Origin of the sequence: Streptomyces niger, from assembly GCF_000718305.1 — a bacterium.
Taxonomy (GTDB): Bacteria; Actinomycetota; Actinomycetes; order Streptomycetales; family Streptomycetaceae; genus Streptomyces; species Streptomyces niger.
In genome coordinates this window covers 321,336-345,166 of sequence record NZ_JOFQ01000002.1, presented here as the reverse complement: position 1 = coordinate 345,166, position 23,831 = coordinate 321,336, and the positions used below count along the sequence as shown (strand labels likewise).

At 71.9% G+C, this 23,831-nt stretch carries 21 protein-coding genes; 2 read left to right on the top strand and 19 right to left on the bottom strand.

Annotated elements, in window-relative coordinates; translation table 11 throughout:
- Positions 1-108: 108 nt before the first annotated feature.
- From IF20_RS05345 to pdxR, 7 genes are all read right to left on the bottom strand, one after another.
- A complete protein-coding gene (locus tag IF20_RS05345; protein ID WP_052863781.1) occupies positions 109-1,026 on the bottom strand; it encodes a YihY/virulence factor BrkB family protein in 918 nt (305 codons plus the stop codon).
- A 107-nt stretch (positions 1,027-1,133) separates the two neighbouring features.
- The gene (locus IF20_RS05340; RefSeq protein WP_052863780.1) at positions 1,134-1,715 is read right to left on the bottom strand and encodes a 2'-5' RNA ligase family protein; all 582 of its coding nucleotides are present in this window, start codon (positions 1,713-1,715) and stop codon (positions 1,134-1,136) included.
- Between the two features lie 141 nt (positions 1,716-1,856).
- Positions 1,857-2,870, bottom strand: coding sequence for a tryptophan--tRNA ligase (trpS, locus tag IF20_RS05335; RefSeq protein ID WP_052863779.1), 1,014 nt, complete (start codon positions 2,868-2,870; stop codon positions 1,857-1,859).
- Between the two features lie 96 nt (positions 2,871-2,966).
- Entirely contained in the window at positions 2,967-4,154 is a 1,188-nt protein-coding gene (locus tag IF20_RS05330) for a glutathionylspermidine synthase family protein (RefSeq protein WP_052863778.1), read from the bottom strand.
- A 13-nt stretch (positions 4,155-4,167) separates the two neighbouring features.
- Positions 4,168-4,527 carry a hypothetical protein gene (locus tag IF20_RS05325; protein WP_052863777.1) on the bottom strand — a complete coding sequence of 120 codons (360 nt, stop codon included), beginning with the start codon at positions 4,525-4,527 and terminating at the stop codon, positions 4,168-4,170.
- A gap of 209 nt (positions 4,528-4,736) precedes the next feature.
- A complete protein-coding gene (locus IF20_RS05320; RefSeq protein WP_234426513.1) occupies positions 4,737-5,924 on the bottom strand; it encodes a hypothetical protein in 1,188 nt (395 codons plus the stop codon).
- A 217-nt stretch (positions 5,925-6,141) separates the two neighbouring features.
- Positions 6,142-7,596: a MocR-like pyridoxine biosynthesis transcription factor PdxR gene (pdxR, locus tag IF20_RS05315; RefSeq protein ID WP_052863775.1), complete on the bottom strand. Its 1,455-nt coding sequence runs from the start codon at positions 7,594-7,596 to the stop codon at positions 6,142-6,144.
- Between the two features lie 47 nt (positions 7,597-7,643).
- On the opposite strand from pdxR, the gene IF20_RS05310 reads away from it, so the two are divergent.
- Both IF20_RS05310 and IF20_RS05305 read left to right on the top strand, forming a co-directional pair.
- Positions 7,644-8,156, top strand: a complete 513-nt coding sequence (locus tag IF20_RS05310; protein WP_052863774.1) for a carboxymuconolactone decarboxylase family protein — start codon at positions 7,644-7,646, stop codon at positions 8,154-8,156.
- Entirely contained in the window at positions 8,153-8,875 is a 723-nt protein-coding gene (locus IF20_RS05305) for an isocitrate lyase/PEP mutase family protein (protein ID WP_052863773.1), read from the top strand. Before IF20_RS05310 ends, IF20_RS05305 begins: the two co-directional genes overlap by 4 nt.
- Before the next feature lie 39 nt (positions 8,876-8,914).
- On the opposite strand, the gene IF20_RS05300 is transcribed toward IF20_RS05305, so the two are convergent.
- The 12 genes from IF20_RS05300 to IF20_RS05245 form a co-directional block, all read right to left on the bottom strand.
- Positions 8,915-10,072 carry a trypsin-like serine peptidase gene (locus tag IF20_RS05300; RefSeq protein ID WP_052863772.1) on the bottom strand — a complete coding sequence of 386 codons (1,158 nt, stop codon included), beginning with the start codon at positions 10,070-10,072 and terminating at the stop codon, positions 8,915-8,917.
- Between the two features lie 219 nt (positions 10,073-10,291).
- Positions 10,292-11,299, bottom strand: coding sequence for an ABC transporter substrate-binding protein (locus IF20_RS05295; RefSeq protein ID WP_052863771.1), 1,008 nt, complete (start codon positions 11,297-11,299; stop codon positions 10,292-10,294).
- 2 nt (positions 11,300-11,301) lie between these two features.
- Positions 11,302-13,218, bottom strand: a complete 1,917-nt coding sequence (locus IF20_RS05290) for an ABC transporter permease (protein ID WP_110943873.1) — start codon at positions 13,216-13,218, stop codon at positions 11,302-11,304.
- Positions 13,219-13,289: 71 nt separating this feature from the next.
- Entirely contained in the window at positions 13,290-13,469 is a 180-nt protein-coding gene (locus tag IF20_RS05285) for a hypothetical protein (protein ID WP_052863769.1), read from the bottom strand.
- The gene (locus tag IF20_RS05280) at positions 13,469-14,596 is read right to left on the bottom strand and encodes a quaternary amine ABC transporter ATP-binding protein (protein ID WP_052863768.1); all 1,128 of its coding nucleotides are present in this window, start codon (positions 14,594-14,596) and stop codon (positions 13,469-13,471) included. The genes IF20_RS05285 and IF20_RS05280 overlap by 1 nt, the downstream gene beginning before the upstream one ends.
- Positions 14,596-16,158 (bottom strand): GMC family oxidoreductase, encoded by a 1,563-nt coding sequence (locus IF20_RS05275; protein WP_234426512.1) that lies wholly within the window; start codon positions 16,156-16,158, stop codon positions 14,596-14,598. Before IF20_RS05275 ends, IF20_RS05280 begins: the two co-directional genes overlap by 1 nt.
- Positions 16,159-16,455: 297 nt before the next feature.
- A complete protein-coding gene (locus IF20_RS05270; RefSeq protein WP_052863766.1) occupies positions 16,456-17,964 on the bottom strand; it encodes an aldehyde dehydrogenase family protein in 1,509 nt (502 codons plus the stop codon).
- A gap of 343 nt (positions 17,965-18,307) precedes the next feature.
- Positions 18,308-19,741 carry a hypothetical protein gene (locus tag IF20_RS05265; protein WP_199896498.1) on the bottom strand — a complete coding sequence of 478 codons (1,434 nt, stop codon included), beginning with the start codon at positions 19,739-19,741 and terminating at the stop codon, positions 18,308-18,310.
- A gap of 29 nt (positions 19,742-19,770) precedes the next feature.
- Complete coding sequence (locus tag IF20_RS05260; RefSeq protein ID WP_052863764.1) at positions 19,771-20,166, bottom strand: hypothetical protein; 396 nt, start codon at positions 20,164-20,166, stop codon at positions 19,771-19,773.
- Positions 20,167-20,191: 25 nt separating this feature from the next.
- Positions 20,192-20,557: a DUF4913 domain-containing protein gene (locus IF20_RS05255; protein WP_052864048.1), complete on the bottom strand. Its 366-nt coding sequence runs from the start codon at positions 20,555-20,557 to the stop codon at positions 20,192-20,194.
- 38 nt (positions 20,558-20,595) lie between these two features.
- Positions 20,596-22,365, bottom strand: a complete 1,770-nt coding sequence (locus IF20_RS05250) for a type IV secretory system conjugative DNA transfer family protein (RefSeq protein ID WP_052863763.1) — start codon at positions 22,363-22,365, stop codon at positions 20,596-20,598.
- A complete protein-coding gene (locus tag IF20_RS05245; RefSeq protein ID WP_234426535.1) occupies positions 22,362-23,822 on the bottom strand; it encodes an ATP/GTP-binding protein in 1,461 nt (486 codons plus the stop codon). The genes IF20_RS05250 and IF20_RS05245 overlap by 4 nt, the downstream gene beginning before the upstream one ends.
- Positions 23,823-23,831 lie beyond the last annotated feature (9 nt).

Below are 23,831 nucleotides of genomic sequence, written 5' to 3'. Positions count from 1 at the left end.
CCGCTGACCAGGGACGGCCGCCCGCAAGGGCGTCACACGGCGGGGAGGGGGTCGCGCGGCGTCCTCCCCGGGAAGAGCGTCACGCGGCGTCCTCCCCGGTGAAGGGCGTCACGCGACGTCCTCAGCCGCCCCGCTCTCGCCGGCCGGCGGGGCGTCCGGCACCTCGACCGGCTCGTCGGCCGGTTCCTGGGTGGCCGTCCAGGCCGCGCAGAAGACCAGCAGCTTCGCGGTGAAGTTGATCCACAGCAGCAGCGCGATCGGCGTGCCGAACGCGCCGTACATGCTCTTCGCCGCGACGCCCTGGAGATAGCCGCTGAGCGCGTACTTCAGGAGCTCGAAGCCGACCGCTCCCATCAGTGCCGCGACCACCACGGAGCGTGGTTGCGGCACGGCGCCGGGCAGCTGGGTCAGGACGTACGCCAGCAGCAGGAAGTCGGCGAGGACCGCGATCAGGAAGCCCGCCACTTTCAGCAGGACGCTGCCCACGCCGTCCTCGGGGATGCCCAGCACCTGCGCCACGCGGCCCACCTCGGCCGAGGCCACCGCCGAGCAGGCCAGCGAGGCGACCGCCACGCCGCCGAGGCCCAGCAGCAGCGCCCCGTCCCGGGCCTTGGCCACGAAGAAGTTCCCGTCCTCGTCGTCGGTCTCCCAGACGGCGCGCAGACAGTCGCGGAGCGACTGGACCCAGCCGACCCCCGTGAAGAGCAGCGCGGCAGCGGCGATCACCCCGACCGTGCCCGCGTTGTCCACCAGCGCGCCGACGTCCAGCTGCTGGGCGATGCCGGGGACCTGCTCGGTGAGCTGGTGCTGGAACTGGCGCAGCTGCGCGTCGGTGAGCGTCGCGGCACCGATCACCGCCGAGACCGTGAGCAGCGGGAAGAGCGCCACGAAGCTGGTGAACGTGAGGGCCGCGGCCAGCCGGGTCCAGTGCACGCGGTCCATCCGCTGATACGCCCGCCACAGGTGCGTGCGCATCAGCCACACCACGGCCGGGCCGATCAGCGGCAGCCTGGTCAACCACTCCATGAGCCGTGTGTACCCCCTCCGGCCGGCGTCCCGTCCGGCGGAACACTATCCTCCGGATGGCGGTACGCCAGGGAGGACGCGCGCGGGGCGCCGCAGGTCGGGAGAGGCTAGCGGGACGGGGCCGGTGGCCGGGTCAGGTCGGCCTGCCGGGGCACGCCCGCGACCGGCGCGCCGAAGGGGTACTCGCGCTCCAGCCGCCAGACGCCGTCGGCGCCCTGCTGGTACAGCGCGAAACCCCCTATCGTCCAGGCCGCCTCGAAGTCCGCCAGCTCCCGCTGCGCCCGGTCCATCGCCTCCTCGGAGGTGCCGTGCGCGACGGTGACGTGCGGGTGGTACGGGAACTGCAGCTCACGGGCGCACGGCCCGGACGCGGCGCGGATGCGCTCCTGCAGGGCCGTGCAGCCCGCCATGCCGTCGACGAGCTTGACGAAGACGACGGGCGAGAGCGGGCGGAAGGTGTCCGTGCCCTTCAGCCGCAGCGTGAAGGGCCGGAAATCCGCCGCGACCGCCGCGAGGTACTCCTCGACCCGGGGCAGGTCGGCGGGGTCGGTCTCGGTGGGCGGGAGGAGGGTGACATGGGTGGGGATGGCATGCGCGGCCGGGTCCCCGAAGCTTGCGCGCTGCTCCTGGAGGAAGCGGCCGTACGGCTCCGGGACCGCGATCGAAACGCCGAGCGTTACGGTCCCCACTGCGTTCTCCTCCCTGAAAAGGATGGTTTCCCCGATTGCCAGTGTGCCGGGTGCGCCGCCGTTCCGGCGAGCGTCCTCGGTCCCGCGCCGCCGGGACCTCCGGCCCCCTCCGCGGGGCCGGGGCGGTCCCGGACGCACCTGTCAGTGCTTGGCGGGCAGGAAGCCGATCCGGTCGTACGTCGTGGCCAGCGTCTCGGCGGCCACCGCGCGGGCCTTCTCGGCGCCCTTGGCCAGGATCGAGTCCAGCGTCTCGGGGTCGTCGAGGTACTCCTTCGTACGGTCCCGGAACGGTGTGACGAAATCGACCATCACCTCGGCGAGGTCGGTCTTGAGCGCGCCGTACATCTTGCCCTCGTAGTCCTTCTCCAGCTGCGGGATGTCCGTGCCGGTGAGGGTGGAGAGGATGGACAGCAGGTTGGACACGCCCGGCTTGGCCTCGCGGTCGAAACGGATCACCGTGTCCGTGTCGGTCACCGCGCTCTTGATCTTCTTGGCCGTGACCTTGGGCTCGTCGAGCAGGTCGATGATGCCCTTCGGCGAGGACGCCGACTTGCTCATCTTGATCGTCGGGTCCTGAAGATCCTGGATCTTCGCGGTCTCCTTGACGATGTACGGGTTCGGGATCGTGTACGTGTCACCGAAGCGCTGGTTGAAGCGGTCCGCGAGGTCCCGGGTCAGCTCCAGGTGCTGGCGCTGGTCCTCGCCGACCGGGACCTGGTTCGCCTGGTACAGCAGGATGTCGGCGACCATCAGGACGGGGTACGTGAAGAGGCCGACCGTCGTGCGGTCCTGGCCCTGCTTGGCCGACTTGTCCTTGAACTGGGTCATGCGCGACGCCTCGCCGAAGCCGGTGAGGCAGTTCAGCACCCAGGCGAGCTGCGCGTGCTCGGGGACGTGGCTCTGGACGAAGAGGGTGCAGCGCTCGGGGTCCAGACCGGCCGCGAGCAGCTGGGCGACCGCGACGCGGGTGTTCGCGCGCAGCTCCTTCGGGTCCTGCGGCACGGTGATCGCGTGCAGGTCCACGACCATGTAGAACGCGTCGTGGGACTCCTGGAGGGCTACCCACTGGCGGACCGCGCCGAGGTAGTTGCCGAGGTGGAAGGAGCCGGCGGTGGGCTGGATACCGGAAAGCACACGCGGACGATCGAGAGCCATGCCACTTATTGTCTCAGGTCCCCGACCGGTCCCCGCCGCCCGGTGGAGAACCTGTGACGGCGGTCTCGTCACGCCCGCGCCTCACACGTCCGAGCCTCAAAGGATCACGTGCGGCAGGAAGCGGGCGTACTCGTCCGTGACCAGGCCCGTCGACTCCCGGATGCCCAGCCCCGCCGCCTCGTCCTCGACGACCCAGGCCCCCAGGACGACGCGGTTGCCGTCGAAGTCGGGCAGCGGGGCCAGCGCCTGGTAGCAGCAGGCCTCGTCCCGTACGCCGGCCTCCGGCGCGCCCGCCGGGTGGATGGTGACGCCCGCGCCCTCCCGGCCGAGCAGCGGCTTGGCGACGTACCCGGTGCCACGGGCCAGGTCGCGGGGGCCGTCGAGGTAGGCCGGGAGGAGGTTCGGGTGGTCCGGATACAGCTCCCACAGGATCGCCAGCAGCGCCTTGTTCGACAGCAGCATCTTCCAGGCGGGCTCGATCCACAGGGTGGAGCCCGTACCGCCGCCGTTGTCGAGGGTGTCCAGGACGTGCGGGCCGAAGCGGTCGGTGGCCAGCCATTCCCAGGGGTAGAGCTTGAAGCAGGCCCGGACGAACCTCAGCCGTTGATCGACGAAGCGCCCGGCGAGCCCGTCCCAGCCGATCTCCTCCATGGAGATCGCCACCGTCTCCAGGCCCGCCTGCTGCGCGGTCTCGATGAGGTAGGCGACGGTCATCAGGTCCTCACCCAGCTCGTCGCCCGCGGAGTGCGCGAAGTGCAGCGGCGCGCCCGGCGGCAGCAGCTTCGCCTGCCGCCGCCACGCGTCGACCAGCCGCTCGTGCAGGGAGTTCCACTGGTCGGCGCCGGGGAACCGCTCCTCCATCCAGAACCACTGCGGACTGGCCGCCTCGACGAGCGAGGTGGGCGTGTCCGCGTTGTACTCCAGCATCTTCGCCGGGCCCGTGCCGTCGTAGCGCAGGTCGAACCGCCCGTACAGCGAGGGCAGTTCGTCCCGGCGGCGCCACGCCTCGGCTACCAGCCCCGCCAGCCGCGGGTCGTCGATGCCGAGGTCGGCGAAGCGGTCCTGCTCGACGATGTGCGCGGCCGCGGCCAGGCACATGCCGTGCAGCTCCTCGACGACCTCCTCCAGCGCCTCGACCTCGGGCAGGGTGAACTCGTAGTACGCGCTCTCGTCCCAGTACGGGCGCAGCGAGTCGTCGGGATAGCGGGTCAGGGGATAGATCAGCCCCTGCGCCTCGACGGTCTCCTGCCAGCCCGGCCGGGGCGTGATGGTGTGCCGCTGCATCGCCGCCCGCCGCTCAGCCGCCGGCCGAACCCGAACAGCCGAAGCCGCCCCGGTCCACGGCCTGGCTCTTGCTGAACGTGCCGTAGTCGGCGCGGCGCCCGTCGACGTCCGCGTCGTAGTACCACTGGCCGTCGACCTGGCGGCCGCCCGCCTTGCCGCCCTTCTTGCCGGTCCGGCCCGCCGACGCACCGCCGGTGCCGCTGCAGTTCTTGGAGTCGACGATGCGATAGCCGTTGATCGCGTCGTAGCTGTTGCGGTCCACGCACCGCTTGTCCGGCTCGGAGCCGCAGGAGGTGAGGGCGGCGGCCAGCGCGCCCATCCCGCCCAGTATCACCGTGCTCGACCGCAGCCGCCGCCGCGCCTTTTCCGCCATGTTCGATCTCCCCCGTGTATGCGGTGACTTGTCCCGTCACCGCGGCCGGTGACGTCCGTCCCAGCAGCCTAGACAGCCCCTTCCGCGCCGGGTACGGCCCCCTGCCCCGCACCGGCGCCACGGACGGAACGGCTTCCCGGAGACGATTACCGGCCACCCGTACCGCCTCGGCGTCCCGCACGCAGGACAGGGGCACCACCTGTTCGGGGCTACGCCGGCGGATCCAGGGAGAAGACGACGCGCTGCGCGCCGGCCTTCCGGGACCAGGCCCGCTCGTTGATCCCCCACAGCCGCCCGGAGGAGGGGGCGAAGGACAGGTTCTGGGTCAGCGGCGGCGCCTTGGTGAGGACGTGCGGCTCCTCACCGGGCAGGGCACGGTGGATGCAGTACGGCACGTCGGAGTCGTCGGTGCCGGCGGTCTCGGGGCACTCACCGCTGAAGTACCAGTACGTGCCGTCCGTGGCCGCTCCCTGGACCTTCCAGATCGGCACCCGCCACGCGGCCGCCGCCTCCGCCGAGCCGGAGTGGTTGTCGGCGCCGTCGGTGTCCAGCAGGCCGTCCCCGGCGTGCAGCGGCCACTGGACCACCGGACGGCCGCCCTTCTCGGCGACCTCCGAGGTGACCAGGGTGTCGGCTCCGGTGCGGTCCAGGCTGAGGGAGGTCAGGCACGGGGCGGTGTCGGTGCACTTGGCGCCTGCGGGGGCGTTGGTGTACATGCCGATCATCGGCAGCGCCCAGTTGTGGTAGCGCGCGGTGGCCTTGCCGTCGTGGAGGCCGACCTCAGCGCTGTCGTTCTCGGTGATGCGTATCAGGTTGCGCAGGTCGTAGACCTGGATCTGATGGCCGGTGGCGAGGAAGAGCTTGTTGCCGTACCAGGCGATCCCGTCGGCGTGACCGCCCGGGCGCACCGCCTGCTCCTGATCCGACGGTCCCGTCGACGGGTCCCCCACCGCACGGAAGTTGGCGCCCGCACCGTCGAGGTAGGGGTCGACCAGCAGGATGTGCTGGTAGACGGTCGAGCTGCCGGTGTTCTCCACGACCGATATGCGGGAGAACCGGTCGCCGGCGGAGTGCCAGGAGGCGAGGTAGACGTGCTTGCCGTTCCAGGTGCCGCCGGGTTGGGCGTCGTGGGACCCCGTCAGGCCCTGGGGGGTCCACTCGCCGGACGCGTCGTCCTCGGGGGTCCAGCAGAAACCGTCGGGGCTGTACTTGGGGTCGATGTTGCTCTTGTGGCACATCGAGGGGCGGCCGGTCCAGCCGTGCCCGTCGAGCATCGGGCTGAGCGCCGGCGTGTCCCGCGGGTAACCGTGAATCGCCGGGTCCTGCCGGAGCAGGTCGATCGCCTTCCACCGCTGGTCGAACTCGCGGGCGGTGAGCTTCATACCTTTGACGTCCATAGGCGCCAACGGTGTCGCGGCTGCGGCCGGCTGAGCGTACGTCAGCAGTTGCGCCACCATGGCGAAGGCGCCGATGCCCGCCGCTAAGAGCGACCGCGCCGTGCGCCGCTTCCCCCGTCTGCTGCCGTCGGTCGTTTGTCCCAATCGTCGTTCCATGACCGGGACATTACCCGGACCCACTGACAACGCAGGGTGACAGCGGCCCCTGCCACCCCCGTCACCGTCCGTCGGCTTCCCATGGCGGCGGCAGGGACCGCAGCAGCGCGTCCAGCGCGCCCGAGAAGGCGTGGTCGGCCGGGTGGCCGTAGCCGACGACCAGGGCGTCCGCCGGCTCCCCGGCCGGGTCTGCCGCCGGCCGCGGTGCCGTGAAGGTCGCCAGGCCCTCGACGGCGAGTCCGTTGCGGCGGGCCGCGCGCAGCGTCGCCTGCTCGGTGCCCGCGGGCAGCCGGACGACCGCGTGCAGCCCCGCTGCCAGGCCGGTGACCCGGACGTGCGGCGCGTGGGCGGCGAGCGCGGCGACGAGTTGGTCGCGGCGGCGCCGGTAGCGCAGCCGCATCGTGCGCACGTGCCGGTCGTAGGCGCCACCGGCGAGGAACTCGGCGAGGGTGAGCTGGTCCAGGGAGCCGGACTGCCACTCGCCGGTGCCCTTCAGGTCGAGCAGCGGCGCGACGAGCCGCTCGGGCAGCACGAGCCAGGAGATCCGCAGGGCCGGGGCGAGGCTCTTGCTGGCGGTCCCGAGGTACACGACGTGGTCCGGGTCCAGGCTCTGCAACGCGCCCACCTGCCGCCCGTCGTACCGGAACTCGCCGTCGTAGTCGTCCTCCAGGACCAGCCCGCCGGTCCGCCGCGCCCAGTCCACGGCGGCGGCGCGGCGGTCCGGGTGCAGCGGAACGCCGGTGGGGAACTGGTGCGCGGGGGTGAGCAGCACGGCACCGGTCCCGGACCGGCCGGTGAGCGTGTCGGTGCGGGCGCCGTGCGCGTCCACCGGGAGCGGTACGGGGCGCAGCCCGGCGCGGTCCAGGACGTCGCGGTGGAAGGGCAGCCCGTAGGACTCCACGGCGGCCTCGCGGGCGCCGGCCTGCCGCAGCAGCCGGGCGAGGAGGGCGAGGCCCTGCATGAAGCCCGCGCAGAGGACGATGCGGTCGGGGTGGGCGTGCACGCCGCGGGCGCGGGCGAGGTAGTCGGCCAGCACGGTCCGCAGCTCGGGCCGCCCGGCCACAGTGCCGTACCCGAACGCCTCGCTCGGTGCCGTGGTCAGCGCCTGCCGGGCCGCGGCGAGCCAGGCGGTGCGGGGGAAGGCGGAGACGTCGGGGGTGCCGGCGGTGAGGTCGTAGGCGGGCGGCGGCGGTGCGGCGGGCTGCGGCGGCCGCGTACGTACCGGAGCGGGGGCGGCCGGGGGACGCGACACGCGCTCCGCCACTCGGGTGCCGGATCCCTGGCGGGCGGTGAGCCAGCCCTCGGCGACCAGTTCGGCGTAGGCCTCGGCGACGGTGTTGCGGGCCAGGGACAGGTCGGCGGCGAGGGTGCGGGAGGACGGCAGGCGGGTGCCGGGCGCGAGCCGCCCCGTACGGGCCGCGTCCCGCAGCGCGTGCACGAGGGCGGCGCGTTTGCCCTGGGTACCGGGGAGATCCAGGTACAGATCGCGCCCGAAAGCGGCCCAGGAATCGGTCATGGAAATGGACCATACCGAGGGGGCCGCCCGGACGTAGCGTCGGACGCATGACGACGAACACGACGACCGGCCAGGGCGCCGGCCCGCACGGTCCCCGCCTGAACTGGTCGGAGCACGCCCCCGAGGTCTTCAAGGCCATGCTCCGCCTGGAGACGGCCGCCAGGAAGGGCCTCGACCCCGCGCTGGTGGAGCTGGTGAAGATCCGGGCCTCGCAGCTCAACCACTGCGCGTACTGCCTCGACATGCACATCACGGACGCCCGCAAGGCCGGCGAGACCGAGCAGCGCATCTACTTCCTCAACGCCTGGGAGGAGGCCGCCGAGGCGTACACCGAGAAGGAGCAGGCGGCGCTCGCGCTCACCGAGGCCGTCACGGTCCTGACCGGGGGCACCTCCCAGCCGGAGGCTGGGGGAGGCTTCGTGCCGGACGCGGCGTACGAGCGGGCCGCGGCGCACTTCGAGGACGCCGAGCTGGCCCAGCTCATCGCCCTGATCGCCACCATCAACGCCTGGAACCGCTTCGGCGTGACCTGCCGGCTCACCCCGGAGTCGCTGAAGTGACGGCGGCGCGGCTGCGCGCCCTGCACCACGGGCGGGCCCCCGGGGACCCGCTCGTGCTGCCCGGCCCCTGGGACGCCGCGAGCGCGCGGGTCTTCGCCGACGCCGGTTTCGAGGCGCTGGCCACGCCGAGCGCGGGCATCGGCGAGTCCCTGGGGTACGGGGACGGGCACACCCCGGCGGACGAGATGTTCGCGGCCGTCGCGCGGATCACCCGGGCGGTCGACGTGCCGGTCACCGCCGACGTGGAGGCGGGGTACGGCCTGCCCGCCAAGGAGCTGGTCGACCGGCTGCTGGAAGCGGGCGCCGTGGGCTGCAACCTAGAGGACTCGGACGCGGCGACCGGTGTCCTGCGCGATCCGGAGCGCCAGGCGGCGTGGCTCGCGGAGGTGCGGGCCGCCGCCGGGGACGCGCTGGTGATCAACGCCCGGATCGACACGTTCCTGCGGGGTGTGCCCGGCGCCGGGCCGGCCGTCGAACGGGGGCTGCGGTACGTCGCGGCGGGCGCGGACTGCGTGTACCCGATCCTCGCGCCGCCGGAGCTGCTGCCGGAGCTGGCCGCGGGCATCGGCGCCCCGGTCAACGCCCTGGCCGTGCCGGGCGGCCCCGCCCCGCGCGAGCTGGGCGCCGCGGGCGCGTCCCGCGTCACCTTCGGCGGCGGGCTGCAGCACGCGGCGACGGAGACGCTGCGCGGGGTGGCGGCGGCGCTGCGGGCGGAGTGAGCCGGGGGCCGGGCGGCGTACCGCCCGGCCCCGGGCGCGTCACTGCCCGGCGAACTTCTTGCTGATCGCGTCGAAGACGCCCTTGGCCTCCGGGCCGAGGTGCGGCCCGGCCAGCCAGGTGTGGTCCAGCGAGCCGATGGAGCTGTTGGAGACCAGGGAGAGTTCGCCGTTGTGGTCGGCGAGCCAGCCGCCGCCGGAGGTGCCGCCGGTCATGGTGCAGCCGATCCAGTGCATGGCCGGGGTGGCCGGGGCCATGGTCAACCGCACGGGCCGGTCGAGGCAGTTCATCATCTTCGCGCCGTCGTACGGCGGGGCCTGCGGGTAGCCGATGGCCTTGACGCCGTCGAGACCGGTCACGCCGCTGCCCTGCGGCGCGCCGAACCAGACCGGGACGGAGGCGCCGACGGTCTCCTCCAGCGACTTGCCGCCGCCGTTCTCCGGCTTCACGTGCAGCACGGCGAAGTCGTAGGCGGAGGCGGCGTTGCCGCTGTGGCCGCCGCCGTCGATCCACTGCGTGGAGGTCTGCGACCAGTCGGCCCACCAGGTGCCGTACGGGCTGACGTTCTGCTGCGAGGACGCGGCGACCTGGTCCGCGGGCAGCCCGCTGTCGTTGTACGAGGGCACGAAGACGATGTTGCGCATCCAGCCGCCGCTCTTACCGGAGTGCACGCAGTGGCCCGCGGTCCACACCAGGTTGGACTTCCCCGGGTTGGCCGGGTCGGAGACGACGGTGCCCGAGCAGACCATGGGGCCGTCCGGGCTGTCGAAGAAGATCTTCCCGATCGGGGCCATGTGCTGGTGGTACGGGCGCTCGATCTGCTGGGCGGTGACCGCGCGCGGCTCCGGGTCCGACGAGCCGGGTTCGGTGCTCTGCGTGGTCACCACGGGGGCGTCCGCGGCCTTCGCCATCCGGGACGGCTTCCACAGGTCCTTGATGACCGGGTTGGCGAACTCCGACGCCTTCCGGGCCCAGGTGTCCTTGTCCCAGTTCTTCCAGTCGCCCTGTTCCCACTTCTTGAGGGCGTCCAGGCTCTTGGGCAGGCCGTTGGGCAGCTTGGGCGACCCGGACGAGCCGTCGGCCTCCGCCGCGCTGTCCTGGCCCGCGGCCTTGGTGTCCTCAGGCCCGCAGGCGGTGGCGGTGACGAGCAGCGCGGCGACCGCGACGGCGGCTGCTGCGGTACGGCGTATGGATGGCATGACCCTTACTCCCCGTTATGACCTACTGTGCGAATGGCAAATTGTCATGGCCCCATTCAGGGCCCGCCCTACTATGCCGCCAAGGTGGGGTTGACGCGCGAGTAGGGGCGTGTGATGCACGTCTTACCCGAGGGAATACGCGCCGGTCGCCCCGAAATCGCCGCGGCCGGGCACCCCCTGGGGGGCGCCCGGCCGCTGTCTCACCGCTCGTTCAGCGGGTCACTTGTTCTTCGGCAGCCACTTCCGCCAGACGTCCGGGTGCTTCTTGACCCAGCTCGCGGCCGCGTCCTCCGGGGCCATGTGCTTGGAGGCGATGAGCTCCGAGACATAATTCTGGTCGCCCACCGACCACTTGAAGTTCTTCAGGAACTTCGCGGCCGAGCTGTTGCCCTTGGCGAAGTCGGCGTTGAAGAACTTCTGCAGCGGCGTCGTCGGATAGGCGCAGTCGATCGTCGTCGGATCCTTGGTGCCCTTGTCGGCGCAGTCCTTCGTGTACTTCGGAAGCTTGACTTCCTTCAGCGGCAGCTGGTTGAAGAGCCAGTGCGGCGCGTACCAGTACGTCAGGAAGGGCTTCTTCTCCTTGGCGAACTGCTGCATCTGCGTGATCTGGGCCGCCTCGGAACCGGCGAAGACCACCTCGTAGTTCAGCTTGAGGTTCTTCACCAGGGCCTTGTCGTTGGTGACGTAGGACGGCGAACCGTCCATCAGCTGGCCCTTGTCGCCGCTCTCGGCGGTCTTCAGCTGCTTGGCGTACTTGTTGAGGTTCTTCCAGTTCAGGACGTCCGGATGCTTGTCCGCCCAGTACTTGGGGACCCACCAGCCGATGTGGCCGTCGACGCCGAGGTCGCCACCGCGGACGATGGTCTTCTTGTCGTCGACGTACATCTTCTCCTGGGTGGGGTGGCCCCAGTCCTCCATGATCGCGTCCACCCGGCCCTGGCTGAGCGCGTCCCAGGCCGGGGTCTCGTCCACCTGGACGGTGTCGACCCGGTAGCCGAGCTCGTGCTCCAGCAGGTACTTGGCGACCGCGACGTTGGACTGCGCGCCCACCCACGTCTGCGTGGAGAGGGTGACGGTCTTGGTGCCGGCCGCCGCCGCGAACGGCGACGTCTGCTTGGTCATGTCGGCCTTGCCGCAGCCGCTGAGGGCCAGCAGCAGGGTGCCGGTCAGCGCGGTCGCGCCGACGGCCGTGGCCGTGGTCCGCATACGCGTACGAGTACGGATCATGGTCAGGCTCCCTTCCCCGCGCGGCGGTCCGTCGGCTGCGTGACCCGGTCCAGCATCAGGCCCAGGCAGACGATGGCGATGCCGGAGATCATGCCGAGACCCAGGTCACCGGTGGACAGGCCGGCGACGACGTCGTAGCCGAGCGCGCCACCGCCCACCAGGCCGCCGATGATGACGACGGCGAGGACCAGCACGACGCCCTGGTTCACGGCCAGCAGCAGCGCCGGCCGGGCCAGCGGCAGCTGCACCTGGCGCAGCTGCTGCCAGCGGGTGGCGCCGAGCGACTGCGCCGACTCCATGGCGGCCGGGCTGACCTGGCGCAGGCCCTGGGTGGTGATGCGGATGACGGCGGGCAGCGCATAGACGACGGCCGCCGCGGCGGCCGGGGCGCGGCCCACGCCGAACAGCGCGACCACCGGGATCAGGTACACGAACTGCGGCATGGTCTGGCAGATGTCCAGCACCGGTCGCAGGATCTGCTCCATGCGGGCGCTGCCGGCCGCGAGCACGCCGACGCCGATACCGACGATCAGCGTGACGACCAGGGCGGACAGCACCTGCGACAGGGTGTTCATGGACGGTACCCAGACGCCCAGCACGCCGATGAGGGCGAGCGCGACCGTGGCGGTCAGCGCGGTGCGCCAGGTGCCGATCAGCCAGGCGAGGGCGGCGACGATCAGCAGCGCGCCCCACCAGGGCAGCGCGGTCAGGCCGTCGCGGAGCGGGTTGAGCACCCAGGAGGTGAAGCCCGCCGCCCAGTCGGCGGTGCCGCCGACGACGGGGATGCCGGAGTAGATGTGGTCCACCATCCACTCCTTGAAGTGGTTCACCGGCGGCGCGATGTCGACCACCGAGGCGGTCGGCCAGACCAGCGAGCCGGTGAGCCGGCCCGCGGCCACCGCGAGCGCGGTCACCACGGCGACGGCCGGCCAGACGAAGCGGCCGCGCAGCCAGGACGGACCCGCGCTCTTGTCGGCGCCGAGCCGCTCGCCGGCCTTGGCGGTGGTGCGGTCCATGACGATGGCCAGCAGCACGATCGGGATCGAGGCGGCCAGCGCGGAGCCGACGTCGACGGAGGCCAGCGCCTGGTACACGCGGTCACCGAGGCCGGCCGAGCCGATCATCGAGGCGATGACCACCATGGACAGCGCCATCATGATCGCCTGGTTGATGCCGAGCAGCAGTTCCTTGCGGGCCAGCGGCAGCCGGGCGGACAGCAGCCGCTGCCGGCCGGTGGCGCCGAGCGAGGAGACGGCCTCCAGGACGCCGGCGTCGGCGCCGCGCAGGCCGAGCGCGGTGAGCCGGGCCATCGGCGGGGCCGCGTAGATCACGGTGGCGAGCAGCGCCGCGGGGACGCCGATGCCGAAGATCATGACGAACGGCAGCAGGTACGCGAAGGCCGGCAGCACCTGCATGGTGTCCAGGACCGGCCGCAGCAGCCGGAACATCCGCTCCGAGAGGCCGCCGGCCAGGCCGAGGGCCGCGCCCACGACGATCGAGGCGAGCACCGCGACGATCATCAGCGCGATGGTCTGCATGGTCGGCACCCACATCCCGAGCACGCCGCTGACCAGCAGCGAGATCAGCGCGGTGGCGGCGATGCGCACCCCGGCCACGCGCCAGGCGACGAGGGTGACCAGTGCGGTCACGCCGGTCCAGCCGAGCGCGAGGAGGCAGAGGTAGACGGCGCGTACGGAGACGACCACGCCGTTGGAGAGGTGGCCGAGGAAGTAGACGAAGAGCCAGTGCGAGTCGCGGTTGTCCACGATCCAGGTGCTGGCGTCGCCGAACGGGCCGGAGAGGTCGACGGTCAGCGCGTGCGGCCAGACGCCGCTCGCCCACTTGCCACTGACGAGGGGGACGAGGACCGCCGCGGCGACGGCGAGGACCAGGAGCTTGCCGAGTGCGCCGCGGCGCAGCGAGGCGGTGAGCCGGGCCGCGCGCGCGGAGGCGCCGGCCGGCGTGGTGGTGGGGCTGGTCGTGGCGGCACTCACACGCGCCCCCGCTTCGCGGTACCGGTGGGCACGTTCAGCGCGGCGGCGCGCTGCGCCTCGTGCCAGTACCGGCGGGCCGCGGTACGCAGCCCTCGCAGGGTCAGCGGCCGGGCGGCCGCGGGGCGGGCTCTGAGGTTCAGTGCCACGGGGACGGTGGGGACGGTACGGGGATGCATCAGGCGACCGCCTTTCCCTCGGCGGCGTCGCCTTCGTCGAGCCGGGCGACCACGTTGAGCAGGCAGGCGTGGTCCACGATGCCCAGGCAGCGGCCGTCCTCGACGACGCGCGCCGCGCCGCCGGAGCGGACCACGGCCTCGATGGCGTCGGAGATCAACGTGTCCGGGGCGAGCGCGGCGCCCTCCTCGGCCTCGCCGGACTCGGCGGGCCGCATGGCGCGGCGCACGGTCAGGACCTGCTCGCGCGGCACGTCACGGACGAAGTCGCGGACGTACTCGTCGGCCGGGGAGCCGACGATCTCCTCGGGGGTGCCGAGCTGGACGATCTTCCCGTCCCGCATGAGGGCGATGCGGTCGCCGAGCAGCAGGGCCTCGGCGAGGTCGTGGGTGATGAAGACCATCGTGCGGCCCTCCTCCTTGTGCAGGCGGATGACCTCCTCCTGCATGTCACGCCGGATGAGCGGGTCCAGCGCGCTGAAGGGCTCGTCGAAGAGCAGGATCTCGGGGTCCACGGTGAGCGCGCGGGCCAGCCCGACGCGCTGCTGCTGACCGCCGGAGAGCTGACCGGGCCGACGCTGCTCCAGGCCGCCGAGGCCGACCTTCTCCACCATCTCCATGGCCCGGGCGCGGCGTTCGGCCTTGCCGACGCCCTGGATCTCCAGGCCGTACGCCACGTTGTCCAGCACGGAGCGGTGCGGCAACAGGCCGAAGTGCTGGAAGACCATGGCGGCGCGGTGCCGGCGCAGCTCGCGCAGCGCGGACTTGTCCATGCCGCGCACGTCCTCGCCGTCCATCTCCAGGTCGCCGCTGGTCGGCTCGATGAGCCGGGTCAGGCAGCGGACCAGGGTGGACTTGCCGGAGCCGGAGAGGCCCATGACGACGAAGACCTCGCCCTTCTTGACGTCGAAGGTGACGTCACGGACGGCCGCGGTGCAGCCGGTCCGCTCGCGCAGCTCCTGGGCGGAGAGCTCGGTGAGGGAGGCATCCCCCGGGATCTTCTCGGCCTTGGGCCCGAAGACCTTCCACAGGTTGCGGACGGCGAAGACGGCGTCCTGCTCGGAGGCCGAACCGGCGGGCTCGGCGGGGGACTTGTCGTTGGCGGATGCGCCGATGACGGTGCCGGCCATCACGCATCACCTCCCTGGGTCGGGGTCTCGGTGAGAATTTCGGCGCACTTCTCCCCCACCATCAGCACGCCGATCATCGGGTTCACGGCGGGCATCGTCGGGAAGACGGAGGCGTCCGCGATACGGATACCGCTCAGCCCGCGGATCTTCAACTGCGGGTCCACAACGGCGAGTTCATCGTCGACGGCGCCCATCTTGCAGGTGCCGGCGGGGTGGTACACGGTGTGCGCGGCCTTGCGCACGAGCTCGCTGATCTCGGCGTCCTCGGTCACGTCCGGACCGGGGAACACCTCGCGCTTGAGCCACTTGGCGAACGGCTCGGCCTGCGCGACCTTGCGCGCCAGCTTGATGCCGTCGACCAGGGTCTGCCCGTCGTAGTCGCCCTCATCCTCGAAGTACTTGAAGTCCAGCGCGGGCTTGACCTCGGGGTCGGCGGAGGTCAGGTAAAGGCGCCCGCGCGCACGGGACTTGGGGATGTTCGGGGTCATCGACACGCCGTGCTCGGGGCGCTCGTAGCCCAGCCGCTCGGGGTTGTCGGTGAAGGGGATCTGGTAGAAGTGGAACATCAGGTCCGGGCCCTTGTGGTCCGGGTCCCGCTTCACGAAGAGGCCCGCGTCGGAGTCCATCGCGGAGTTGCCCGGGATCGGCCCGTTGGTCTCCCAGACGATGACCGACTCGGGGTGGTCGATCAGGTTCTCGCCGACGCCCGGCAGGTCGAGCTTGCACTCGATGCCCAGCGCCTCCAGGTCCTTCTTCGGACCGATGCCGGAGTGCAGCAGCAGCCGCGGGGTGTCCACCGCGCCGGCGCATACCAGCACCTCGCGGCCGGCCTCCAGGTAGATCTCCTCGCCGTCCTTGGTGCGGACGTGGACGCCCTTGGCGACGGTGCCGTCCAGCTCCAGCCGGTACGCCCAGGTCTCCAGCAGCAGCGTCAGGTTCGGCCGGTCGCCGGCCTCCATGTGCGGGTGCAGGTAGGCGACGGAAGCGGAGGAGCGCTTGTTGTTCTCCGGGTGGTAGGAGAGGTCGAAGAAGCCGACGCCCTCCTCGAAGGGCTGGTCGTTGAAGCCGACGACCTCGGGCACGCCCAGGGCGGTCTTGGTGGCCTCGATCCAGTCCGTGGCGATCTCGTTCTGGTCCTTCTTGGCCACCCGCACGATGTTGTTGCGCAGCTTGCCGAAGTACGGGTCCATCGCCTTGGCGTTCCAGCCCTTGGCGCCCGCGGCCTCCCACTCGTCCCAGTCGGACGGCAGCGGCTTGAAGGAGATCAGGGTGTTGTGCGACGAGCAGCCGCCGAGGACCTTGGCGCGGCTGTGCAGGATGTGCGAGTTGCCGCGCGGCTGCTCGGTGGTCGTGTACTCGTAGTCCAGGTCGCCGCCGAGCAGGCCGAGCCACTTGCGCAGCGTCAGCACGTCCTCGCGGTCGATGTCGCTCGGGCCGCCCTCGATGACGGCGACCGTGACGTTCGGGTCCTCGGTCAGGCGGGAGGCGATCACCGAACCTGCGGTGCCGCCACCGACGATCACGTAGTCCGCTGACATCTTCTTCGCTGCTGCGGGAGGCATGGGTAGCTCCTTGTGGTTTTTCAACGTGCGTGCGGTTGCGCAGTGCTGGAGAGCGGAGGCGCTCGGCCGGTGGGCGGGAGCGCCCGGCGTGCGCGAGCGGTGGTCGCTCTGCGGGGCTGCGGGTCCGCTGGGCCGCGTCCTTGCGGCCGGGAAATTCGGGGGGCGGGCCGGGCCTGTCACCGGGTACGGGATGCGGCCGGGCCCGCGCGGAGGGGCGGGCTGCGGGTGCCCTTGCGGGCTGCGGGTGGCCGGGCGGGCCGCGACGGTGCTGCGGCCCACCCGGTCATCGCGAGCGGGTCAGCCCGCGAACCAGCGCACCGGCTCCGGGCGCAGGTTCTCGTAGATGTGCTTGGACTCGCGGTACTCGTCCAGGCCGGCCGGGCCGAGCTCGCGGCCGATGCCGGACTTGCCCATGCCGCCCCACTCGGCCTGCGGCAGGTAGGGGTGGTAGTCGTTGATCCAGACGGTGCCGTGCCGCAGCCGGGCCGCGACCCGGCGGGCGCGCGCGGTGTCACCGGACCACACCGCGCCGGCCAGGCCGTACTCGGTGTCGTTGGCGAGCGCGACGGCCTCGTCCTCGGTGGTGAAGGTCTCCACCGTCAGGATCGGCCCGAAGGTCTCCTCGCGGACCACCTTCATGTCGCGGTGGCACTGGTCCAGGATGGTCGGCTGGTAGAAGTAGCCGCCCTCGGGGCGCGTCTCGCTGGGCTTCGGGCGGGAGCCGCCGCAGCGCAGCCGGGCGCCTTCCTTGAGCGCGGACTCGACGTACGCCTCGACCTTGTCGAGCTGCTGCTGGGAGACGAGCGGGCCGCACTCGACACCCTCTTCGGTGCCCCGGCCGAGCTTGATGCGCTCGGCGCGGCGGGCCAGCTCGGCGACGAAGCGGTCCTTGACCGAGGCCTGGATGATCAGCCGCGCACCGGCGGAGCAGACCTGCCCGCTGTGAATGAAGGCGGCGTTCAGCGCCTGGTCAACAGCGGTGTCGAACTCCTCATCCGTGGCACACGCGTCGGCGAACACCACGTTCGGGTTCTTGCCGCCCAGCTCCAGCGCGATCTTCTTCGCACCGGACACCGCGGCCGCACCGGCCTTGGTACCGCTGACCAGACCACCCGTGAAGGAGAAGAGATCCACGTCCGGGTGCTCGGCCAGCCGCTGCCCGACGGGCACGCCGGCGCCGGTGACGATGTTCGCGACGCCCTGCGGCAGCCCGGCCTCCACCAGCAGCTTCACCAGGTGCACGGTGGACATCGGCGTGACCTCGCTGGGCTTGATCACGAAGGTGTTGCCGGCCGCGATCGCCGGGGCGACCTTCCAGCTGGCCTGCAGCAGCGGATAGTTCCAGGGCGTAATCATCGCGCACACGCCGACCGGCTCGTACACGACGACGCTGTGCACGTCCTCGCTGCCCGCGTCGACGACCCGCCCGCCGCTCTCGTTCATCACCAGGTCGGCGAAGTACCGGAAGGCGTTGGTCACGTCGTCGACGTCGACACGGCCCTCCTCCAGCGTCTTGCCGGTGTCGCGGCTCTCGATGAGCGCGATCTCCTCGCGGTCCCGCTGCAGCAGGTCGGCGACCCGGCGCAGCAGCGCGGCCCGCTCGGCCGCCTGCGTACGGGGCCACTCCCCCTGCCCGCCGTCGAAGGCGCGCTTCGCCGCGGCGACGGCCGCGTCCACGTCCTCGACGCCGCCTTCCGACACGGTGGCGAACACCGTCGCATCGGCGGGGTCGAGGACCTCCCGCGTGGCGTCGGATGCAGCACTACGCCACACCCCGTCTACGTGAATGGTCTCGGTTGCCGACACGTCCGCTCAGCCTTCCACTTCCACTTGCCGTTCTGTGCCTGCCGGTTCTCACCAGCAACGTCGACCCCTCCCCCTTTATCCGCTCCTCATGCGCAAAACTTCACGGAAGGTGACCGGTGTCACGGAACCGCTAAGGAAATGGCAGCCTTTGCCCTGTTTTGGCAGATGCGTGCGCTATACAGCGGGGTGCTAACGCCCCACCCGCACTGCCCGGCTCGACGACCGCCCCCGGCGTCGCCCGTACAGGTCCGGTCACCGGGGGTCACCGCCTGGCGACCGGGTTCGAGCGGGGGGAAACGTGGTGGCGTAGTGGGCGGGGTCCGCGCACGTTCTCGCAGCCCGCTCAGCGGCTCCTGAGTCCGGTGACGAGCAGTCCCGCGCCGTTGTTCCGGGTGACGAAGAGCCCCGAGTTCTTCAGGGCCTGGAGCGGCAGCTCGGTACCGATGGGCAGGGCCTCGACCGTTCCGTCGGCGGCCCGCACCTCGGCGACGGTGCCTTCCGTGTCGGCGGACGGCACGCCGCCGTAGGCGGTGCCGTCGTCGCGGATCGCACGGATCAGGACGCTCTTGCGGCTCTCGTCGCCCGCGAGGCAGGTGCCCTTGCGGTCGCGGGTGTCGAAGAGGACGGGACCGTAGGCCACGTACCGGCCGCTGGGCGATGCCACGACCACGGGATCGTCCGGGCCGTTCCCCAGATCGTAGTCCGGGTCAGCACACGCGGTGCTCGCCTGGATACGGCCCGTCTTCGTGTCGTGCACGGACCAGATGCTGTCGTCCGATGAGTCCTCTCCCTCGGGGACCCATCGGGCGACGAGACGGGTGCCGATCACGCCGACCACTTCGCCGTTGCGCTTGCCGTCCGCGCGGAGGGGACCGGCGGAGGCTCCGTCCGGGATCACGTCCTGGCTGCTCCACTGCCCCGGCGCCTCGAAGCCGCCCCTCAGGTCGTTGAAGGCGACCGGGCCGTCGGCGCCGACCGCCGCGACCCGAGCCGGACACTTGTCGCCGTCGCAGTCGACACCCAGCCCGGTCCCGTTGCCGTAGCTCGTGACCTTGCCGGTCTCCATGTCCACCGAGGCGCCGTACGTCGTGTAGCCGTCCCAGGTGATGAGGAGCCCGGCGCCGCCGTCCCGGACCCGAAGGTCGTCGGGATCGGCGCTGACGATGGGGTCACTGTCGTCGTTCTTGAGGGGCACGGAGACCCGGTGCGCCGGGGTGACGTTCTTGCCGGAGGCGTCGACGGGGAAGATCTCCAGCTCCACGACCTCCCTGCCGCTGTTCAGTTCGTCCCTCCCCCGGACGCCGTGGCCCCAGGCGACCACGTAATCGCGGTCACCCTGGTGCACCGTCGTCACACCGGGCAGCTCCGGCTCATCGCTCTGGAACGAGCTGGCCTCGTTCACCTCCGACAGGGGCGTCGGAGGACTCCACGGCTTGCCGGTCCACTCGACGGTGCCGGTGGCGGCGTTCCTGACCTGGACCGCATAACCGGTCTCGTCGATCACTGTCAGGTAGGCGACCCGGTCGGACTGCGGCGCCACCGCCACCGGTACGGCCTTCGCGCTCTCCGGGAGCCAGGTGAGCTTCTGCTGCCATCCCTCGCGGCTCTTGTAGCCGGAGGGCGCGGTGATCTCCGTGATCGGTTCGGCCGTCGCGCCGCCCTGCTCCTTCTTCCCGTCCTTGCCGGTCTCCTTCGCCGGGGTGGAGCTCCCGCTGCCGCACCCGGCCAGGACCGCTCCGGCCAACACCACACTCAACAGCGCCTTTGCGCTACGCACGAACGTCCTCGCTTCATCGGATGACTCGGTCAGCGGAATCGTGACGGGCCCGGTGGGCGCCGCCGGGGTGTACGGGCCGCGACGGGCGGCGGGGGACGGGAAGGCGGATCCGGCCGGAGCCGGGAAGCGGGTTCGGCCGCCCGCCCCGGGCCGTGTTCCTCCTCGTGGAGCAGGTGCGCGGCGACGGCGAGCGCTTCCTCCAGCGTGGCGAAGAGGGCTCTCGGCGGGGTGGACTCCCCGCTCGCCGGCGAGCCCACCGACACCCGCCACAGGCCGTGCGCGTTCTCCACGACGACGGTGCGTCCGCCGTGCCGCAGCTCGATGAGGACGCCGCCGGCTTGCCCTTCCCGCACCTCGGCGACCGATGCCCCGCCCGCGACCCTGTGGACGGTCGCGGCGATCCGACTCAGGTCTGTCCGGCGCATCCGGCCCCCTCGCTCCCGTACCCGGTCACCCGTCGTACGCGTCGACCTCCGGTGCGGCCTTCGCCCGGTGCGCCCCGGCCTTGCAGCCGGCGAACGGGCCGGCGGGGTCGCGCAGTTCGAGCATGGTGGGGCCGAGGTGATCACGGTGCCACACCGCGGGCCCACTGGCCCCCGAAGCGGGGTCGGTGAGCTCCTGCCACGCGAGCCACAACGCGTGCAGCCGGGCCACCGCCTCCGCGTGTTCCCACCAGCGCGGGCACCACGGCGACTGGGAGCGGGCCTCGCGGCCGTAGACCGGTACGAGCAGGCCGTTGACCCACAGGGCGAGGCTCCGCAGTTCCTCGGCGTACTCGTCGCCCTCCAGGTAGAGGATGAAGGGCGGGGCCTGCATCTCGGCGCCGCCCACCCCGCCGTCGAACGTCTGTGCCGTCACGGTTTCTCCATCACGATCTGCGCCGCACGCGCCGTCATCGCCTGCGACTCTGCTTGCGCCGCTGCCTGGATGCGCTCGGCGCCCGGCTCCTTGAACCACGGCCGCAGCCGGATCAGCGCAGGCCGGATACCGGTCGCCAGCAGCAGCGCCGTGCCCTTCGGCAGCGCGCGGATCCGGTCGACCGGCATCACGCGCTCCTGCCGGTACGACGTCGAACGCGTCCGGCCGTCCTTGCTGCGGGAGATGCTCACCGTGCTCACGTCGTGCTCGCCCACCAGCTTGGAGACCTTCTCCACGAAGTCGGCGTCGTCCAGCCCCGCACCCAGCAGCTTGATGGTCGCGGCGCTCCACAGCGCGTCCATGCCCGCCTCGCCCCACACCCGGCTCCCCTGCCGGTAACTCTGCAGCAGCGTCACGACGTTGATGCCGCGCGAGCCGAAGTGCGAGTACAGGTCGGGCAGATCGGAGATGCGGCAGACGTTGGCCGCCTCGTCCAGCACCGCGGTCATCGGCGGGTCCAGCCGGCCGCCCTGCCGCTCCGCCGCGACGGCGCCCGCCCGCATCACCGAGTCCGCCAGGGCCGCGATGACCCCGGCGGCCGAGCCACCGCCGTCCTTGGAGAGCAGGTACAGGGTGTCGCGGCTGAGCGCGTGCCGCTGGGGCGAGAACTGCGCGACCTTCGGGTCCGGGGTCACCCACGCCGAGATCCTGGGGTCCAGCAGGCAGGAGACGCACTGCCGGGCCGTCTCGAAGATGCCGTCCCGCGTCTCGACCGCACCCTGGATGGTGCCCTGCAGCTGCGCGGCGAGCGCCGGCATCTGCGCGTCGTTGAGCAGGTCGATCGGCGTGCGGTCGGCCGGATCGGCCAGCCAGCCCAGCAGCTCGGTCACCTGCCGCCCGCCACGGTTCGCGGCGTGCAGCAGCGCGGTCAGGGTGTTCTGGGCCGCGGAGATCCAGAAGTCCTTCTTCGAGGCGTCGTCGTTGACCGCGCCCACGAAGTGCCCGGCCAACCGCATGGCCCCTTCAATGGTGGACGCCTCCGCCAGCATGTCCCACCACATGGTGCGCGGCGTGTGGGCGATGCCCTGCGGGTCGAACGTCCACACCGTCCCGACGCGCTCCCGCTCGGCCTTCGTGACCGTGTAGACGTCGGCCTTGTTGGACGTCAGGATCACCGGGCCGCGGGCACGCAGCGTACGGGGGACGGCGATCCCGGTCGACTTTCCGGACCGGGGCGCCATCAGGTGCAGCTCCACGTCCTCGTACGAGGAACGCAGCTCCGGGCCGTTCGGTTCGAGATTGCCCAGCAGGTTGCCGGTGTCGTCGGGGTCCAGCTTGCCCGTCTTCGGGAGCGAGGGGCGCAGCGAACGGGCCTTGGCCGCCGCCTCCTTGGGGAGCAGCACCGCCAGCTCCCGCTTCCCGGCCAGCGCCTTCGGCTTGGCCACCCGGCGACGGACCGCCGTGATCAGCAGAACGATCAGGAGGATCGCCAGGAGGAAGAGCACGACGATGCCCGCGACGACCGCGCCCACCGGGGCGTCCGGCCACAGCGCGGACGGGCCCTGCTGCACGAGGTCGACCATGGACCTCAGGGAGAACGGCGGCGGATTCCAGCCCGCGCCGGACACGGCGGCGCCGAGCGTGCCGCCGAACCATGCGCCGAAGAAGGCCAGGAAGCAGAAGGCGGCGACGGCGACGATCACCCAGGGGAGCACATCATCGGCTCCCGTGCCGCCCTTCCGTCCCCCCGTGTACGGCTTGCTCATCCCCGTGCCCCTATGTCTTCCACCGGATTTCCGGCCCCGACCCAACGGGTGTTGGTGTTGTGGAGCTCGCGCTCGGTGTCGGTGATGGCCACCCGGATCGGGATGCCGGGCCGGCCGCCGACCTTGATCAGGAAGCGGCCACGGCCCGGTGGTTCCTCGTTCCCGCCGGTGCCGGCCCAGCCCGGCGGTGAGGACCAGGACGACACCAGATCGATCTCGCGTTCCGAGAGCCCGACGATGTTGCTGAGGTCCTGCATCTCCGCCTTGGGCAGACCGGCGCAGACCACCATCCCGGCCCGCTCGACGAAGCCCCGCGCCTTGGCCCGGTCTGCCTCGCTGCCCAGCGCCTCCGCGTCCTTCAGCGTGTGCGTGATCTTCGCGTCACCGAGGCCCAGCGAACGATTCAGGCGGGTCAGCGCGTCGATCCGTTCCACGATGCCGGACGCCGCGCGCAGCGGCCGCCACAGCTCGTCGAGGACCGTGAAGAACCAGCGCCGCGGCGCCAGTCCGGCGTCGGAGAGGGCGTGCGCGGCGGCGACCGTGCCGAGCCCGTCCGACCACGCCGCGAGCATCGCCGCGGCCGTCAGCTGGGTGTCCGCCTCACCGATGCGCGAGATGTCGATGCACACCGCCGGCGCGTCGGGGTTGATCCGGGTCGAGGTCTCCGAGGCGAAGGTGGAGCCCAGCGGACCGTCCAGGATGCCCAGCAGCGATCGGTGCAGCGGGTCGACGGCCTCCCGGTAGCGGGACATGTCACCGCGGTCCAGCGTGACGGCACGTACCCGGTCCGGGCCCTCGTCGAGTACCCGGAGCAGGTCGGGCAGGAGCGGCGCACGCCCCGTCGGCGTCCGTTCCCGGAGATGGTGCAGGCATGCGGAGACCACCGACATCTCGTGGTCGCCCATCGGCTGCCCGCGCACGATGGTGATCAGCGCGGCGACCATGTTGAGGACGCGGCCGTGCGCTTCGGACGTGAGCGCCCGCCCGGCCTCGCCGCCCAGTCGGTCCGCCGCCTCGCCCATCGCGCCGGGATCGAGGACGTTGATGCCGCCGACCCCGCGGCCGATGGAGATGACCTGGCCGCCCAGCGCCCGCACCGTGTCGGCGTAGTCCGGCTTGAGGTCGCCCAGGACCAGCGGCACGACACCCGTCGCGGCCAGGCCGATGAGCATGCGGTTGACCAGTGTCGACTTCCCCAGGCCCGGCATGCCGAGCATGAAGAGGGACGGGTTGGAGATGTACCGGGCCCGGGTGAACCACGAGATGGGGTCGCCGCAGACGGTCGCGCCGGTGTGCAGATGCTGGCCGAGCGGCACGCCGGTCATGGGGGCGCCGGAGCCGGCCGCGAAGGGCCACAGGCCGCAGGCCTGGACGGTGGTGGCGCGCCACATCGTCGGCGGGTCCATGTGCGCGACCTGGCCGCCGCCGGGACCGTACCAACCACGCGCCGGCGCCATCGGCGTGCG